General features: G+C 61.1%; 16 protein-coding genes. 9 read left to right on the top strand and 7 right to left on the bottom strand.

Translation table 11 applies throughout. The features are described 5' to 3' along the window. Positions 1 to 2 precede the first annotated feature (2 nt). From FPY90_RS12895 to FPY90_RS12865, 7 genes are all read right to left on the bottom strand, one after another. Positions 3 to 518, bottom strand: coding sequence for a MaoC family dehydratase (locus FPY90_RS12895; protein WP_498681443.1), 516 nt, complete (start codon positions 516 to 518; stop codon positions 3 to 5). After that, a complete protein-coding gene (locus FPY90_RS12890; RefSeq protein WP_498685584.1) occupies positions 515 to 2,590 on the bottom strand; it encodes an acetyl/propionyl/methylcrotonyl-CoA carboxylase subunit alpha in 2,076 nt (691 codons plus the stop codon). The genes FPY90_RS12895 and FPY90_RS12890 overlap by 4 nt, the downstream gene beginning before the upstream one ends. A 56-nt stretch (positions 2,591 to 2,646) precedes the next feature. After that, positions 2,647 to 4,257, bottom strand: a complete 1,611-nt coding sequence (locus tag FPY90_RS12885) for a carboxyl transferase domain-containing protein (RefSeq protein WP_498681441.1) — start codon at positions 4,255 to 4,257, stop codon at positions 2,647 to 2,649. Positions 4,258 to 4,296: 39 nt separating this feature from the next. Further along, complete coding sequence (locus tag FPY90_RS12880) at positions 4,297 to 4,947, bottom strand: TetR/AcrR family transcriptional regulator (RefSeq protein ID WP_071216829.1); 651 nt, start codon at positions 4,945 to 4,947, stop codon at positions 4,297 to 4,299. 294 nt (positions 4,948 to 5,241) lie between these two features. Next, positions 5,242 to 6,411 carry an acetyl-CoA C-acyltransferase gene (locus FPY90_RS12875; RefSeq protein WP_071216830.1) on the bottom strand — a complete coding sequence of 390 codons (1,170 nt, stop codon included), beginning with the start codon at positions 6,409 to 6,411 and terminating at the stop codon, positions 5,242 to 5,244. Next, a complete protein-coding gene (locus FPY90_RS12870) occupies positions 6,408 to 7,058 on the bottom strand; it encodes a CoA transferase subunit B (protein ID WP_498681439.1) in 651 nt (216 codons plus the stop codon). The genes FPY90_RS12875 and FPY90_RS12870 overlap by 4 nt, the downstream gene beginning before the upstream one ends. Positions 7,059 to 7,063: 5 nt before the next feature. After that, positions 7,064 to 7,768 (bottom strand): CoA transferase subunit A, encoded by a 705-nt coding sequence (locus FPY90_RS12865; RefSeq protein ID WP_498681437.1) that lies wholly within the window; start codon positions 7,766 to 7,768, stop codon positions 7,064 to 7,066. A gap of 151 nt (positions 7,769 to 7,919) precedes the next feature. Here FPY90_RS12865 and FPY90_RS12860 point away from each other — a divergent pair, with 151 nt between their 5' ends. From FPY90_RS12860 to FPY90_RS12820, 9 genes are all read left to right on the top strand, one after another. Beyond that, positions 7,920 to 8,708 carry an IclR family transcriptional regulator gene (locus FPY90_RS12860; protein ID WP_498681435.1) on the top strand — a complete coding sequence of 263 codons (789 nt, stop codon included), beginning with the start codon at positions 7,920 to 7,922 and terminating at the stop codon, positions 8,706 to 8,708. Between the two features lie 492 nt (positions 8,709 to 9,200). After that, a complete protein-coding gene (locus FPY90_RS12855) occupies positions 9,201 to 9,482 on the top strand; it encodes a hypothetical protein (protein WP_498681434.1) in 282 nt (93 codons plus the stop codon). Beyond that, positions 9,472 to 10,767: an ABC transporter substrate-binding protein gene (locus FPY90_RS12850; protein ID WP_498681432.1), complete on the top strand. Its 1,296-nt coding sequence runs from the start codon at positions 9,472 to 9,474 to the stop codon at positions 10,765 to 10,767. The genes FPY90_RS12855 and FPY90_RS12850 overlap by 11 nt, the downstream gene beginning before the upstream one ends. A 117-nt stretch (positions 10,768 to 10,884) precedes the next feature. Beyond that, positions 10,885 to 11,769, top strand: coding sequence for an ABC transporter permease (locus tag FPY90_RS12845; RefSeq protein ID WP_498681431.1), 885 nt, complete (start codon positions 10,885 to 10,887; stop codon positions 11,767 to 11,769). Continuing rightward, positions 11,769 to 12,722, top strand: a complete 954-nt coding sequence (locus FPY90_RS12840; protein WP_071216980.1) for an ABC transporter permease — start codon at positions 11,769 to 11,771, stop codon at positions 12,720 to 12,722. Before FPY90_RS12845 ends, FPY90_RS12840 begins: the two co-directional genes overlap by 1 nt. A 4-nt stretch (positions 12,723 to 12,726) precedes the next feature. Next, entirely contained in the window at positions 12,727 to 13,581 is an 855-nt protein-coding gene (locus FPY90_RS12835) for an ABC transporter ATP-binding protein (protein WP_498681429.1), read from the top strand. Further along, positions 13,578 to 14,381: an ATP-binding cassette domain-containing protein gene (locus FPY90_RS12830; RefSeq protein WP_498681428.1), complete on the top strand. Its 804-nt coding sequence runs from the start codon at positions 13,578 to 13,580 to the stop codon at positions 14,379 to 14,381. The genes FPY90_RS12835 and FPY90_RS12830 overlap by 4 nt, the downstream gene beginning before the upstream one ends. A 46-nt stretch (positions 14,382 to 14,427) precedes the next feature. Then, complete coding sequence (locus FPY90_RS12825) at positions 14,428 to 15,792, top strand: alpha/beta hydrolase domain-containing protein (protein WP_498681425.1); 1,365 nt, start codon at positions 14,428 to 14,430, stop codon at positions 15,790 to 15,792. A 65-nt stretch (positions 15,793 to 15,857) separates the two neighbouring features. Next, positions 15,858 to 16,955, top strand: a complete 1,098-nt coding sequence (locus FPY90_RS12820; RefSeq protein ID WP_498681423.1) for an ArsR/SmtB family transcription factor — start codon at positions 15,858 to 15,860, stop codon at positions 16,953 to 16,955. Positions 16,956 to 17,069: the final 114 nt, after the last annotated feature.

Genomic DNA, 17,069 nt, shown 5'->3' with positions numbered 1-17,069 from the left:
GACTAGTCCTCTTCCTTGGGGTTCATGGATGCCGCGTGGGCGTCCTTGGTCCACATCATGCAGGTGCGCGTGGCGGTGGCCACGATGACGCCGTCCTGGTTCTTGCCGGTGTGCTTCATGGTGACGATGCCCTGGCCGGGCCGGGACTTCGAAAGCCGGATGCCGGTGACCTCGGTTTCGGTGTAGAGGGTGTCGCCGTGGAACATCGGGTGCGGGAACTTCACGCCGTCGATGCCGAGCTGGCCGATGATGGTTCCCTCGGTCATCTGCGGCACCGACTGGCCGATCATGGTTCCCAGCGTGAACAGCGAGTTCATCAACCGCTGCCCGAAGGGCTGGGTCGCGCTCCAGGCCGCATCCAGGTGCAGGCCCTGGTTGTTCATGGTCAGCGAGGTGAACAGGACGTTGTCGGTCTCGGTCAGCGTGCGTCCGGGGCGGTGCGCGTAGACGACTCCCTCGCGCAGCTCGTCGAGGTAGAAGCCGCGCTGCTCGACGCGTTCGGGGGTGCGGGTGCTCATGCGCTGTGCTCCAGATCGGTGAGGGTGATGTCGGTGTCGGCGGCCGGGGTTTCCAGGACCTCGACCATGGCAATGAGCTGGTTGGCCTTGACCAGGTCCCCGGCCTTCAGGTGGCTCATGGTCACGACCCCGTCGGACGGCGAGAGCATCTGGTGCTCCATCTTCATGGCCTCGATGGTGGCCAGGATTTGCCCGGCCGCCACCTGTTCCCCGTCGACGACCTGTACGGCGATGACGGTTCCGGGCATGGGGGAGCGGACCTCGGGGGACAGTGCCCCGGCGCCGCGGTCCATGGCGGCGAGCTCGCGGGCGAGCACCTCGGCGCGGCCAAGCGGCCGCACGCCGGCGGTCCACCCGTCGTGGCTCAGCCAGATGGTGCCGTCCGCGGACCTGGCGGTGGACATGCGGTGCACCAGCCCGTTCACGGAGAAGCGGCCCGGGCCTGCTCCCTCCACCAGGAATTCCTGGCCATCGATGTCAATGGCGGAGCCGGAACCGGTGCTGCGGAAGGACAGGGAGCGGATCTGCTGGTCGACCTCGAATTCCAGGGCGGTGCCGACACGGGTGCCCAAGCGCCAGCCGTCCCCGCGCTGCCAGGGGTTGTTGGACGAGCCGCGCGCGGGGCGGGACAGGTGTGCGGCCAGGGCCAGCTCGGCATCGGAGAGGGCACGGAAGTCCATGTCCGGCATCTTGCGTCCGATGAGGTTCGTGTCCAGGTGCCCCGCGGCCACATCCGCATCGGTGATGAGCAGGCGCAGGTACTCGATGTTGGTCAGCATCCCCAGGATCACGGTGGAGGCCAGGGCCGCATCCAGGCGGGCGAGGGACTGGGCGCGGTCCGCGCCCCAGGCGATGACCTTGGAGACCATCGGATCGTAGAAGGAGGAAACCTCGAGCCCCTCGCGCAGCGAGGAGTCGACGCGGAGGTGCTCGCCGGCCGCCTCGGTGACAGAAAGAATGGTGCCGATCGATGGCATGAAGTCGTGCGCGGGGTCCTCGGCATAGACGCGGGCCTCGGTCGCATGCCCATGCAGTTGAACCTGGTCCTGGGTGAAGTCCAGGGCCTCGCCGGCGGCGATGCGCACCTGCCATTGAACCAGGTCGATGCGCTGCCCCTGGATGCGGACGACTTCCTCGGTGACCGGGTGCTCGACCTGCAGGCGGGTGTTCATTTCCATGAAGAAGAACTCGCCGGGGTTCTCGTCGCTGACCAGGAACTCCACGGTCCCGGCGCCTACGTAGTTGACCGATTCGGCTGCGGCGACGGCCGCGGCACCGATCTCGGCGCGGATGCGTTCACCCTCGGCGTGGTTTTCCAGCAGCGGCGAGGGCGCCTCCTCGATGACCTTCTGGTGCCGGCGCTGCAGGGAGCATTCGCGCTCGCCCAGGTGCACGGTGTTGCCGTGCCTATCGGCCAGGACCTGGACCTCGATGTGCCGGGGGTTGCGCACCAGTCGCTCGAGGAAGAGCGTGTCATCCCCGAAGGCGCTGGCCGCGGTGCGGCGGGCACTGGCCAGGGCCTCGGGAAGCTCGGTGGCGGATTCAACCACGAACATCCCCTTGCCGCCGCCTCCGGCCGAGGGCTTGATCAGCAGCGGGAAGCCCACTTCGCCGGCGGCGACCATGAGTTCCTCGTTGGTCAGCCCGGCCTTGGCAATGCCCGGGACCACCGGAACGCCGTGGGAGGAGACGTGGTTCTTGGAGCGGATCTTGTCACCCATCAGGTTGATGGAGAAGGTGTCCGGGCCAATGAAGGTGAGGCCCGCATCGTCCAGGGCGCGGGCGAAGTCGACGTTCTCGGCCAGGAACCCGTAGCCCGGGTGCACGGCCTGCGCGCCGGAGCGTTCGCAGGCCTCCAAGAGGGCGGGGATGCTGAGGTAGCTTTCGGTCGCGGCCCCGGGCCCGATGCGCACGGCAACGTCGGCCTCGGCCACATGGAGGGCGCCGGCATCGGCGTCCGAGTACACGCCCACCGAGCGGATGCCCAGGGCCTTGAGGGAGCGGATGACGCGGACGGCGATTTCCCCGCGGTTGGCCACGAGCACCGTGTCAAAAAGTTTGTTCGTCACGATTGGTCCTTATCTGGAGTCAAGTGATCTTGGGAGGAAAGAAGGCAGTGTGGGACCACTTACATGCGGAAGACGCCGAACCCGGTCTCGGGCAGCGGCTGGCGGGAGGCGACATCAAGGGCCATGCCGAGCACGCGGCGGGTGTCTTGCGGATCGATGACCCCGTCGTCCCATAGCCGGGCGGTGGAGTAGTAGGGGTTGCCCTGGGATTCGTACTGTTCCTTGATCGGCGTCTTGAAGGATTCTTCGTCCTCGGAGCTCCAGGTGCCTCCCGCACCTTCGATCGCATCGCGCTTCACGGTTGCCAGCACGGAGGAGGCCTGGTTGCCGCCCATGACCGAGATCCGGGCCGCCGGCCACATCCACAGGAAGCGCGGCGAGTAGGCGCGTCCGCACATGGAGTAGTTTCCGGCGCCGAAGGACCCGCCGATGACGACGGTGAACTTGGGGACCCGGGCGGTGGCCACGGCGGTGACCATCTTGGCGCCGTGCTTGGCGATGCCGTCGGCCTCGTAGTCCCGGCCCACCATGAACCCGGCGAGGTTCTGCAGGAACACCAGCGGAATGCCGCGCTGGTCGCAGAGCTCGATGAAGTGGGCTCCCTTGAGCGCGGACTCAGAGAAGAGCACGCCGTTGTTGGCAATGATGCCGACCTTGTGCCCGTGGATGCGGGCGAAGCCGGTGACCAGGGTGGTTCCGTAGTTGGCCTTGAATTCATGGAATTCGCTGCCGTCCACGACCCGGGCGATGACCTCGCGGACGTCGTAGGGGGCGTTCACGTCGGAGGGCACCGCGCCGTAGAGCTCTGCCGGGTCTTCGAGCGGTTCGGCAACCTGTTCGGCGATGTCCCAGGCCGGTGCCGGGGTGGGCGGCAGGGTCTCGATGATGTTCCGGACGATCTGCAGGGCGTGCGCATCGTTTTCGGCCAGGTGGTCGACCACTCCGGAGGTCTTGGCGTGCAGGTCGCCGCCTCCGAGTTCCTCTGCGGTGACGATTTCGCCGATGGCGGCCTTCACCAGGGGTGGTCCGCCCAGGAAGATGGTGCCCTGGTTGCGGACGATGACGGTCTCGTCGCTCATGGCCGGGACGTAGGCGCCACCGGCGGTGCAGGAACCCAGGACCGCGGCGATCTGCGGGATCTTGGCCGCGGAGAGATTGGCCTGGTTGTAGAAGATGCGCCCGAAGTGGTCGCGGTCGGGGAAGACCTCGTCCTGCATGGGCAGGAAGGCTCCGCCGGAGTCCACCAGGTAGACACAGGGCAGCCCGTTTTCCATGGCGATTTCCTGGGCCCGGAGGTGCTTCTTGACGGTCATCGGGAAGTAGGTGCCGCCCTTGACGGTGGCGTCGTTGGAGATCACCAGGACGTGGCGTCCGTGCACCAGCCCGATTCCGGCGATCATGCCGGCGCCGGGGCAATCCCCTCCGTACATGTCTTCGGCGGCGAGCGGTGCGATTTCCAGGAAGGGGGAGCCTTCGTCGAGCAGGGTGTTGACGCGGTCGCGCGGCAGGAGCTTGCCGCGGTCCAGGTGGCGCTGGCGGGATTTTCCGGAGCCGCCCAGGGCTGCGCGCGCCAGGCGGCTGCGCAGTTCGGCAACCAGCCGGGTTTGTTCGGCGGCATTCTTCAGGAATCCGGGGCCGGTCGTGTCAATCGTGCTGGGCAGGGCTTCCATGGATCCTCTTTCGAAGCTGAAAACGTCGGGGATGGTGTGTCAGTGGGCGGAGGCAACGGGGACTCCCGGCGGTTCACTGGCCAGTTGCACGGGTGGGTGGATGAAATTAGTGCCCGCCAACATGGAGCGGTCGGCGGAGAGAATCTTGCAGGCCATCATCACGAAGTTGTGTTGGACCTCGGACAGCGTCAGCCGACCGTCGGGGCGGTACCAGTGGGCGACGCCGGTCCCCATTTCCATCAAGGCCAGGCGTGCCATGGTCGGGTCCTCCGTGCTGAAGTCTCCGACACGGATGCCGCGTTCGACGACCTGGGCGAAGAGCGACTCGTAGTCGTCGCGCAGCTTCTGCATCGCCTCGCGGTTCAGCGGTGACAGCACACGCATTTCGTATTCGGCCACCCGGGCTGTTAGCGGATTGGTGGCGGTGAAACCGACGTGGGCCGATACCAGGGCCGCCAATTGGATGGTTGGCTCGGCGCTGAGGCGAAGGGCCGTCGAGCCGGAGTTGATCATCTCACCAAGGCAAGTGCGCATCACCTGCACCAGGAGTTCTTCCTTGCTGCCGGTGTAGTGGTAGATCGTGGCGGAGTTGATGCCGGCGGCCGCGCCCAGCTCGCGGATCCCCGTCGCTGCGAATCCTTGCCGGGCAAAGAGCAGCACGGCCGCCTGCTGGACCTTGTCGATGTTCATCATTTGCTCCGTTGCCGGGGTCGCACGAGAGCCGATCGAATGATTGGCTCCTACGTCCAGCAAACACCGTGATGCGGGTCACTGTCAATCATTCGATTGGGAACCGCCCGGGGCGGGCTCGCCATGCAGGTGAGCTTCGAACTTGCCCGGGAGATGGACGGCAAGGCGTACCATGTGAAGCCGCTTGGTGCGGCCTGAATTGCATGAAAACACGGGTACTCTCCAAACCTCTTGAGAGGTGTGGAGAGTACCCGTGTTCGAGGCAGGTCGCAGCGATACCCGAGGTTGTTGGACCTACAGCGCCCGCAGGATTACGGCACTGCCCTGCCCGCCGCCTCCGCAGATGCCGGTGGCGCCCACGGCCCCGGCGCCAAGCTCGGCCAGCTGGCGTGCCAGCGTGCCAACGATGCGCGCACCCGAGGCCCCGATCGGGTGTCCCAGGGCTATGGCGCCGCCCTTGGTGTTGACGATTTTCCCGTCGATGCCCAGCTTCGCGGTGGAGCGCACGCCGACGGCGGCGAACGCCTCGTTGATCTCGACGGCCTTCAGGTCAGCGGTGGAAAGCCCAGTGCCCTCGAGCGCGGCCAGGATGGCGTTGGCGGGCTGCTCGTGCAGCAGCACGTCCGGTCCCGCCACCAGTGCGTGGGAGACGATCTCGGCCATCGGCGTCAGGCCTAGGCGCTCGGCGGCGGCCCGGCTGACCAGCACCAGGGCGGCGGCGCCGTCGGTGATCTGCGAGGCGTTTCCGGCGGTGATGGTGCCGTCCTTGGCGAAGGCCGGGCGCAGCTTGCCCAGGGACTCCGCCGTGGTGTCGGCACGGATCCCGTCGTCGGCCGACACGACGGTGTCCCCGCGCCGGGAAGTAATGGTGAACGGCGCGATCTCACCGGCATGGAACTCGGCGGCAGCTGCTGCCAGCTGGTGCGAGCGGGCGGAGAACTCGTCCTGCTCGGCACGCTTGATGCCCATGGCGGTGTTGCCGTCCTCGGTGGAGGAACCCATGGAGCGGGCCTCGAAGGCATCGGTGAGCCCGTCGAATTCCAGGGTGTCGATCATTTCGATGGCACCGTACCTGGTCCCGGCGCGGGCCCGCTGCACGTGGGGTGCCAGGGACATGGACTCCTGCCCGATGGCCACCACGATGTCGGCCTCGCCGGCGTCGATCATGCGGGTGCCCGCGACGACGGCCTCGGTGCCCGAGAGGCACACGGCGTTCAGCGTCAGGGCCGGGACATTGAAGCCGATGCCGGCCCCCACGGCGGACTGCCGTGCCGGGTTCTGCCCGGCGCCTGCCTGCAGGACCTGTCCGGCGAAGACCCGCTGGACGTCCTCGGCGGAGATCCCGGCGCGCTCGAGGGCGGCGGCTGCCGCGTGCGCCCCCAGCGCCGTGCCGGGGACGGTGGCAAAAGCCCCGTTGAATCGGGCGAACGGGGTGCGGGCGTACCCGGCAATCAATGCGCTCATGCTGCTTCTTCTTCCTGGAGGTCTACGGTGAATGCGGCCCCGGTGGCCTCGGTGAGGGACTCGATGGTGGTGCCGGGCGCCATGGCGCGCAGCACCAGGGCGGAATCGAGAACGTCGAACACCGCGCGGTCGGTGATGATCCGATCCACCACCCCGACACCGGTCAGCGGCAGGTCGCAGGCCTCGACGATCTTGGGGGACCCGTCCTTGGCCACGTGGTCGGTGATGACGATGACGCGCGGGGTGCCGGCGACCAGGTCCATCGCGCCGCCCATGCCCTTGACGAGCTTGCCGGGGATGGTCCAGTTGGCCAGGTCGCCGTTGGCGGCAACCTGCAGGGCGCCGAGGATCGCGGTTGCAACGTGGCCACCGCGGATCATGCCGAAGGAGGTGGCCGAGTCGAAGTAGCTGCCGCCGGGCAGCAGGGTGACGGTCTGCTTGCCGGCGTTGATCAGGTCGGCATCTTCCTCGCCCTCGTAGGGGAAGGGGCCCATGCCCAGCAGGCCGTTCTCGGACTGCAGGGTGACGTTCACGCCCTCGGGCAGGTTGTTGGCCACCAGGGTCGGGATGCCGATGCCCAGGTTCACGTATTGGCCGTCGGTCAGTTCGCTGGCGGCAATTGCTGCCATTTCATCGCGTGTCCACATGGTTCTTATGCCTCCTGGCGGACGCGCACGGTCCGCTGTTCGATGTCCTTGGTGCCGTCGGTTTCGACGACGTGCTGCACGAAGATGCCGGGGGTGTCCACGAGCGACGGGTCCAGGTAGTCCTCGTGGATGACCTCGACCTCGGCGAAGGTCACCCGCCCGGCCGCGGCGACGAGCGGGTTGAAATTCCGTGCGGTCATCCGGTAGCGCAGGTTCCCCTCGCGGTCTGCCTCGTGGGCGCGAACCAGGGAGATGTCGGCGACGATGCCGCGTTCCAGGATCGCAGCGCGCCCGTCGAATTCCATGGTTTCCTTGCCCTCGGCGACCGGGGTGCCCACGCCGGTGGGGGTGTAGAAGGCGCGGATCCCGGCGCCACCGGCACGCAGGCGTTCGGCCAGCGTGCCCTGCGGGACGAACTCGACCTCGAGCTCGTTGTCCAGGAACTGCCGGGCGAAGAGCTTGTTCTCGCCCACGTACGAGGCCAGGACCTTGGAGACCTGCTTGTTTTCCAGCAGCAGGCCCAAGCCCTTGCCGTCCACGCCCATGTTGTTCGAGACGATGGTCAGCCCGGTGGCGCCCGAGTCGCGCAGGGCGGTGATCAGCCGACTGGGGATCCCGCTGAGGCCGAATCCGCCCACCGCGATGGTCATACCGTCGCGCACCTGTGAGGCCAAGGCCTGCGCGGCGTCGGCCAATACTTTCGTTGCCATGATTCTCCTTGAGTAGTCCACGATGTGGATTAGGTCACCGTCCTGCTTCGACGGTACATATCCCGCTGGTTATGGGTCAACGAATGACGGAGAATCCTCTCAGACCGTTCGAGTGGTGGCTGGAATGCATCTTCTCGTCCATAATATGGACATGAATACTTCGTTTCCCGGTGCCCAAGTCGTGGGCAGGATGGCCGCGGTGCTGCGCGCCGTAAGCACCGCGATGCCCAGGGGAATCTCCACCGCGGAGGTCGCACGAGGGACCGGGCTGGCGCGGCCCACCGTCCACCGGCTGCTCGCGGCGCTGACCGCCGAAGGCTTTTGCGACCACGACAACAAAGCGGGGTTGTGGATGCTGGGCCCGGAAATGTACCTGATGGGAACCGTGGCCGCCGAACGCTACGACATCACCGACATTGCCCGCCCCCATGTTGCCGCGCTGGCGGATGCCACCGGCGAGAGCGCATTCCTGTCGGTGCGCCGGGGTGAGGAAACGGTCTGCCTGCTGCGCCAGGACGGGTCGTTTCCGATCCGTTCGTTTGTGCTCTACGAGGGCAAGAGGTTCCCGCTGGGGGTGGCCTCGGCTGGGCTGGCGATACTTTCCTTCCTGCCCGAAAAAGCCATCGAACGCTACGTGGAAGGCCACGACCTGGCGGAAGGCCACGGCAGCGAGCACGGTCAGGAGTTGCTGAGGCACCGCATTGCCCAGACCCGGGAACGGGGCTGGGCGGTGAACCCCGGATTGATAGTGGAGGGGAGCTGGGGGATGGGAGCGGCCGTCTTCGATACGGCAGGCCAACCTGCATGGGCGTTGAGCCTGACCGGCATCGAGTCCAGGTTCACCGAGGAACGCCAACCCGAACTGGGTCGGCTGCTGCTGCACCACGCCCACGAGCTGTCCAAGAAGCTGCGCGGCGAGCAGGTTGTGGCTACTCGGTGAGCCCGGGCCCCGACGATCCGCACCGGTGGGCACCGGTCAGAAGTGGTGGCCTGAAGACCTCTCAAGCCCTGCTGCCAGCAGTTCCCGGGCAGGCAGGAAGCGCGTCCAGGGCGCTGACAGGATTTTCGGGAACCCCGGTCCGATACGTTCCAGTGTGAGGGAGTGCGCAACGGCAGCCCATCGTTGACTCCGCCAATTCGGCGTTCGAGACGGATATCTCTGACCTCACCGCCGCTATTGCGGGTGCCGACTGCGACGCCCGATTTGAGGGACCGCAGGACGGTTCACTGTACTGGATCATGGTGAGGTTTCGTCGTGTACTTTTGATGTCCCGGTGGACCATCCGTTTTTGATGGAAACCGTCGTCGGATCGGCAGATTTATCAGTTACCGCGATCGCGGTAACTGAAATGGGCGTCACATTCGAAACCCCCTACTCTAATTGAACCCCACACGCGGGCTCCCCACCCGGATTTTATTGAAAGGCTGCGCCATGATTTCGAAACGTAGTGCCGTGAAGATCGGTGCACTGCTCTGTGCTGCTATGGCACTCTCTGCCTGCGGCGGTGCACCAACGCCGGATGCTGCTGCTGGATCCAGCGAACCGGTCACCGGTGGTGAGCTTGTCGTTGCGTCGCTCCCATCGATGATCGACCCATATGTCACGACCTCGCGGTCGAACTGGATGGTTGCAGCCTCAACGTGTGAGGGCCTCTTCGCCAACGCCGCGAACACCTCGGTAGAAGGCGGGCTTGCCGAAAGCTATGAGGTATGACGAAAAAACCGGTGTCTACACCATCAAGATTCGCGAAGGCGTCAAACTTCATAGCGGCGGTGAACTGACGGCTGCCGATGTGGTCGCTTCGCTAGAGCGCTATGGCAGCGCGGATGCCGGCGAGCTTTTCAGCTCATTGACCAAGGAAATTTCCGCGGTTGACCCGTTGACCGTTTCCATCTCCACGAAGCAACCGACGGGTGCGATCCCAGCGCTGCTCGCAACGCCGGACACCGGTGCCTACATCATGTCGGCCGCATCGTTGGAAGAGGCCGGTTCAGATGACCTGACCTCACTGGATTGCACCGGTCCCTACAAGCTCGACAGCTTCGCCACCGACCAGCAAGCCGTGATCTCACGTTTTGCTGACTACACCGCACGCAGCGAAAAAGCAGACGGTGCAACCGGGGCCAAGACAGCCTATGCTGACACTATTAAGTTCATCCCCTTTAACGACGCCAATGCCCTGAACCAAGTTCGTACCGGTCAGGCACACATCGTGCCACAGTTCATGAGCATGGATCAGCTTTCTGTCTATCAGGCTGACCCATCACTGAAACCGGTGGTGAGTGAGGATGCTGGATTCTCGATACTGCAGCTGAACAACAAATCCGGACTCATGGCAGACCTGAAAATGCGTCAAGCTGTTTTGAACTCCGTAGACCCGGTAGCGATTGCTACCCAGCAACTTGGCGGGACCGAGTACTTTGCTGATGACTCAAGCCTGTTCCCCAAGAGCTCGCCATGGTATTCGGAGGCCGGTTCAGATATTTACAAAAACAAGAACGTTGATGCCGGTAAGGCTCTGCTGAAAGAGGCAGGATACGACGGCACTCCGGTCCGTGTGCTCTACCGCCCCGACTCCGATGGCTACGGTCCCCTGCTCAAGCAGCAACTGGAAGGCATTGGCTTTGCCGTCGAACTGCAGGCCATGGACGCAGCCACATTCGGCTCCACCCGTACCGATCCCTCCAAGTGGGATATCTTCCTTGCTGGCGGTACCGCCTATTCGGACCCGCTGACCGTAGTCTTCCTCAACGATGATTTCCCGGGATGGTGGACCACGGATGAAAAGAAGTCACTGATGGCTGATGTCACTGAGGGTAAAAACATCGAAGCCCGTCTGCCTGCCTGGAACAAAATGCAACAGCTCATCTGGGATGAATTGCCATTTGTAAAGCTCGGGCACGAACCGCGGTTGAGTGTAATCGGAGCCAATGTCGGTGGATTTGAACCGACGCAAGGAACTGTGCGCGGCTTCTACAACGTATGGATCGGCAACTAAACACCACACGAGGGTGGGAGTGGGTGGTTCCGTCTCCGAGCAATTCATGAAGTCGGGGCAACCCACCTCCGGTGCAAGAAATCTCGCTGTTGATCGTCCGTGGACAAGAAGAGAAACATGAAAACAACATTCAAGGCCTTGCTGAGGGACCCCTCCGCTATGACGGGTGCAGCCATCATTTTGGTGGTAGTTTGCCTAGCCCTATTAGCGCCAGTTCTTGGCGGCGACCCAAATTTTGTCGATCCGGTAAACCGGCTGAAAGCGCCTCAAGCGGCATTCCCGCTGGGTACTGATGACCAAGGACGCGACATGTGGACAATGCTGCTCTTTGGGGCGCAAACTGCACTCGGGATCTCCGCGCTTTGTACGGTCTTGGCCATAGTCATCGGTTACCTGATCGGAATCATCTGCGGGTACTTCCCAAAGGTTGACGCAGTGGTCATGCGCATCATCGATGGAATGATGTCGTTCCCAAACATCATTTTGGTTATGAGCCTGGTTGGCGTTCTAGGCCGGGGCGTCGGACCAGTAGTCTTCGGACTAACCGTGGTTTTGATTCCGCCGATTGCGCGCGTGGTTCGTTCGGCATCACTCAGCGTGAAATCCACTGCCATGGTCGAGTCCGCCCGGGCAATGGGTGCCAAGGATTCATGGATCCTTTCCAAATATGTTGCTCCCGAAGCTGTCTCTGTCCTGATCGTTCAGGCAACAATGGGCTTCGCTGCAACCGTGCTCTCCATTGCCGCGTTGAGCTTCCTAGGCATCGGAATCCCGCCCGAAGTGCCGAGCTGGGGTGCCAGTCTCTCGGCCGCACAAAAATATATCGCTGTCGCCTGGTGGATTGGTGTATTCCCCGGTGTGGCCATTCTGGTTACGGTATTGGGCCTCATTCTCCTAGGTGATGGGCTTCGAGACTCGATGGATCCTCGAGCCCGCCGCATCGCGGGCCTCGCAAAACTCAAGACACTTGTCAAGGTCGCTGCAAAGGAGGGACAGCACTAATGCTCAATTACATCTTCAAACGCTTGTTGGCGTTGCTGCCAACCATTGCCGTACCCATGGTTTTGCTCTTCGTATTGCTGCGGCTGACTCCCGGAGACCCCGCCGCGGTCATCCTAGGCGAAGAGGCCACTGCGACCGACATTGAAAATCTTCGTGAAGAGATGGGACTCAACCAACCCATCATCCTTCAATTCATTGTCTGGCTAGGGCGTATGGTCCGATTCGATTTTGGCGAATCGATATTTCTCCGGGCCCCAGTGAGCGAGCTGGTCCTTGCTGCAGCCACAGTAACCGCCCAACTTGCCGTTCTGGCATTGATTGTTGCCGTCTTGCTTGGCCCGCTTCTGGGCGCGATTGCTGCATCAACCAAATCAAGAATTGTGGATAAGGCCATGGTTGTTGGTTCGGCGGTCGGCATTGCCATGCCGACTTTCTGGCTGGCCATCTTGATGGTCCTGGTGTTCGGTGTGATGTTGCGTTGGTTCCCTGTCGCCGGCTATGTGGCCCCAACGGAAAACTTCGGTCAGTTTCTCTCCTTCATGGCGATGCCGGCCCTGGCGCTGGGCGTCTTGGAGGCAGCCACGCTCTTCAGGTATTCACGCAATGGCGTCTTGGATGCCAAATTCCAGCCCTTCGTCACTACCGCACGTGCCCAGGGCATTGGTGAGCGGACGATCACTGGAAAGTATGTGTTCCGCGCGGCCTTGGTGCCGGTCGTTACTGTGGTGGGGCTGTCCATGGCTTCATTGCTCGGAGGCGCGGTGGTTACCGAAAACGTCTTCTCGCTTCCAGGATTGGGCAAGCTCCTGCTGACTGCTGTAGATCGCCGTGACTACCCGCTCATTGAAGGATGCATTTTTCTCATTGCCATCATCTTTGTGGTGGTGAATCTCTTGGTGGATGTGGTCTGTGCACTGATCGATCCGCGTATTCGTTTAGACAGCAAGGACTAGCGCCATGAGCGTAGGTGAAAAAGTGTTACTCGAAGTTTGCGATCTGAACATCGACATCCTTAAGCCAGAAGGTCCAAGCAGAGTCGTGCATTCGCTGAACTTCTCGCTTAAAGCAGGGAAGACATTGGGCGTTGTCGGCGAATCTGGTTCCGGAAAATCCATGACTGCTACCGCCATCATGGGGATATTGCCGGATGTGGCTGTTGCTTCGGGCCAAATCCTTTACAAAGGTCAGGATCTGCTCACCGCAACTCACGCCGAGCGGCGCAAACTGAGCGGCTCCGAGATCGGCTTCATTTTTCAAGAGCCAATGAGCGCTCTGCACCCGACGATGACTATTGGCGAGCAAATGATTCGCCCTATGCGTATGCACCTGGGCTTCAGCAAAAAACAGGCACGTGATCGTGCCAGCGATCTGCTGGATCTCGTGGGCATTCCTCCAACGCGAGGTGTACTGGGATCCTATGTCCACCAGCTCTCCGGCGGTATGCGACAACGCGTCATGATCGCCATGAGTATTTCTTGCAATCCGGCCTTACTGCTTGCGGATGAACCGACGACCGCCTTGGACGCCACAATTCAAAAACAGATCCTGGACTTGTTGCTGAAACTGCGCGATGACCTCGATCTGGCCTTGGTCCTGATCAGCCACGACCTTGGTTTGGTTTCGCAATATACCGACGACGTAGTCGTCATGCTGGATGGCTATGAAATGGAGCAGGGCGCGACCCAAGAAGTCATTGCCAACCCGAAATCTGGATACACACAAGGTCTTTTGGAAGCGGCACCTCGGCTGGGTCATCAACCGCACCGACTCCCAGTGATCGATAAGTCCATCTATTCAAAGGTGACGCTATGAAAAACGATCAGCTCGGAGCACATAACGACCTCGTCTTGGAGCTTACTAACGTAAGCAAAGAGTTCACGCTCGGCGGCGTGTTCAAGCGGTCTAAACACGTCGCAGTAGACAACGCATCGCTTTCGGTCAAACGAAATCAAGTTGTGGGGCTAGTAGGGGAATCAGGATCCGGCAAATCCACCCTGGGCAGGATCTCAATTGGTCTCATCAGACCCACCTCCGGATCGGTACGCGTCTTGGGCCAGGACATCTTTGCCTTGGGCAAGGACGAACTGCGTTTGTACCGTCGCAAGATGCAGATGATTTTTCAGGATTCATCAAATTCACTCAATCCGCGGATGAGCTTGCAAGAGCTCATTGAAGAACCGATGCGCGTACAGAATCTGTATTCAGCCGGGGAACGTCGCATGCGGGCTCGAGCCCTTGCAGATGAAGTGCAGTTGGCCGAGGGCTGGTTGGGACGGTACGCGCATGAGTTCTCGGGTGGTCAGCGGCAACGCATTTCCATAGCACGCGGTTTGGCGCTTGAACCTGAACTTATCGTTGCTGACGAACCAGTTTCAGCGCTGGATGTTTCAGTTCAGGCTCGCGTCTTGAATCTGCTCAAGGACATCCAAGAGTCGCGGAGTCTCTCGATGATTTTCGTGAGCCATGATATGGCCGTCGTGGAATTCATGAGTGATCAGGTAGCTGTGCTTTGCGACGGAAAAATTATGGAAAACGGGCCAGCGGAAGAAGTTTTCGCCAACCCCAAAAGCGCATATACGCGTACATTGCTGGACTCTTCGCCCAGTCTCTAGCGCCGCCACTCGCTGGCACTTGGCTTCAGAACAGGAGAATTAAAATATGACCACCTCACAGACCCTAGCTCCCTGCGCCCAAATTTCGGGTCCAATCCCGGAAACCGAGGGTAATCGAGCCGTCGTGCTCGAATCCTACGGAACGGAACGGATGCCCACATATGGGTACATTCAAGAAGAATATTTTGTTTCGGGTATCGCAGCCGAGGCACCATTTCTCACACGTATTTTGGTTCGACGGCCTGAAAACATGGAAAAGTTCAATGGTCGAACACTCACGGAGGTAAGCCATATCTGGGGTGGAACCTCGGTCTGGCGCGCCTACAACCGTGCGCTGATGCGTGATGGGTATATGTGGATAGAAATTGACTCACAGGCTCCTTCGGCGCTGGATATGATCCAGGGGGGCAACCCCGAACGATATCGAGACATGAAGTTTACGGCGGGGGAGCTGGCAAGCGACTTCGCAGGTTCGATTCCCTTCACAGCGAACCCGACTCCTGAGATCCTTGCTGAACAATACGATGCGTTCAAGGAACGATGGTGGCGAGCGACACCCCAGTCATTTGAAATAATTGCACAAGTTGCGCACGCACTTCGTGGGGGACTGCCGGGAATCAAGAATTCAGAAGCCAAGACGCTTCTCTTCGCCGGGATATCCCAGACCGGTGGTGTGGTTCGTCGCTTTGTTGAGCAGCACCACGATGCCATGCGTCGGGCCGATGGCGGGCCACTTTTTGACGGATACCTGCCTGGAGCCTCAGGAGGTGAAGCACTGCCGGACATCGATGTTCCGGTGATTGAAGTATTGGGTGAAGCAGAATTTCAGTCTGTTCGTTGGGATTGCGGAGTATCTGGTCAAGTTCGTGGACTGAAACACCGCCGAGCTGATTCCGAAACATTCCGCCTTTACGAGGTCGCAGGGATGGCACATCGGGAAACGCGCCACATGAGTCAGAAGGATGTACTTCGGCTTAAGGATTGCCCACTGCCTCCCGGAGCACACTGGTCGACCTTCCCGAATTCTCATATTTACGGAGCGCTTCTGGGACTGCTTGCAGACTGGGCAGAAGGAAAGCTTGTGCCGCCACCTTCCCAATTGCTTGAAACCGAGGGACACACCGATACCATTTTGCGTGATCAGTGGGGCAACGCGCGTGGAGGTGTACGAAGCACTTACACCGATGCTCCGACGTCGACCTTGGTGGCAGCGACGCCCATGGGACGCCCCTCGTGGTATCACGGTAATGAGACACCGTTCGAGGGGCAGCAGTTGCAAGAGATTTACGGCGATGCTGATAGCTACCGCCGTGTCTTTGCTCGAATCGTCGACCAGCTGATCTTGCAGCGATTTTTGCTCCCTGTTGATGCCGAGGAACTGCGAATTTCTGCCGAGGGACTGCGCTTCTAAACGCCGTTGATTCCTCGGGTTTGAGATGCTATTCGTCGACACCCGAGGTCAGCTAAGCTCGTCTCATGCCGATCATCTTTGACCTGACCGACGTCGAACCTGCGAATGTCACTGTCAGGGTTTCAGAGATGGCCGAGATGATGGCCATGCTCCACTGCATTGCGGAGCCTGGCCATCATCTTGAACTGTCGCGAGAACTCAAAGCGATTGACGCCCAAATGTCTGCCCAGTTGAGACGGACCATGCGTTCGTTCTCACCATTGTGGGCGCGATTCAGATTCCGCGCACTGATGCCTCTGAACACCATCGACTACCAAAGTTTCGAATCGGAGCTGGCAACCTTCGAAGCCCTGCCCCTAGAAGCGTTTGTGCAAATGAGCGTTCAGGCGGTCATTGGTGGTCGCTCCGAGCGTCCCATGGACATCATGAACAACAGTAGCGACCGCGCTGATTTTCTAGAGATGTGCCGGGCACGGAGCGAAGAGCGTGAAGAACTTGGTGCCCGGTTAGCTCGCGATCCCGAGCACTTCCGGCAGGTCCTGACTGCGTTTCTCAAGACGTTCCATGACACTTGCTTTCGTGCGCGCTGGGAATCGGGATCTGCTCGGCTCAAAGCCAGTGAAGTTGAAGTGCAACGAAGACTCGCTGGCGGGTCCGTTTCTATGGTGCTGACCTCTTTGACGCCCGGCGCACATTTCTTTCCACAGACCGCTCAGGTGGCCTATGACAAGCTGCAAAATGCCTTCGTTAGCGGTTACGGCCGCAAATTCGTCCTTGTCCCGAGTATCCTGACGAAGCCTCACATAGTTGTGAAATACGACGATGAATATGCGGGTTACGTTGTGCCCATTGTTGTGCAATTTCCGATTTCCGACATGGGAGCCGTCAACAGGAACATCCACGAAATCCAAAATCAAATGGCCGTGCTAGCCGATGGTGCACGTTTGGAGCTGTGTCGGCACCTCGTCAACGAATATTGCACCACCAGTGATCTATCCAGACGGCTGGGCATTGGAGCTCCACAGGTATCGCGGCATCTCCGGAAACTCAGAGAAGCAGAACTTCTTGAATCGGTGCGGGATGGAAAAATGGTAAAGCATCGGCTTCGAATGAATGTCGTCTATTCTATTGGTTATGAATTTTTGACCCAAATCGTGAAGTAAACTCGATCACTCAAAATGCTAAATACCTCGGGAAAGGTATGCCCGAGTACGGTCCAGCGAGTGCGTGGCTAAAACACCGCCATCCGGCCTAGGAGCATCACATCCGCACGGAAA

Source organism: Arthrobacter sp. C2 (assembly GCA_024207135.1).
Classification (GTDB): Bacteria; Actinomycetota; Actinomycetes; order Actinomycetales; family Micrococcaceae; genus Paeniglutamicibacter.
The sequence above is the reverse complement of the archived record's forward strand: the minus strand, read 5'-3'. Positions and strand labels throughout refer to the sequence as shown.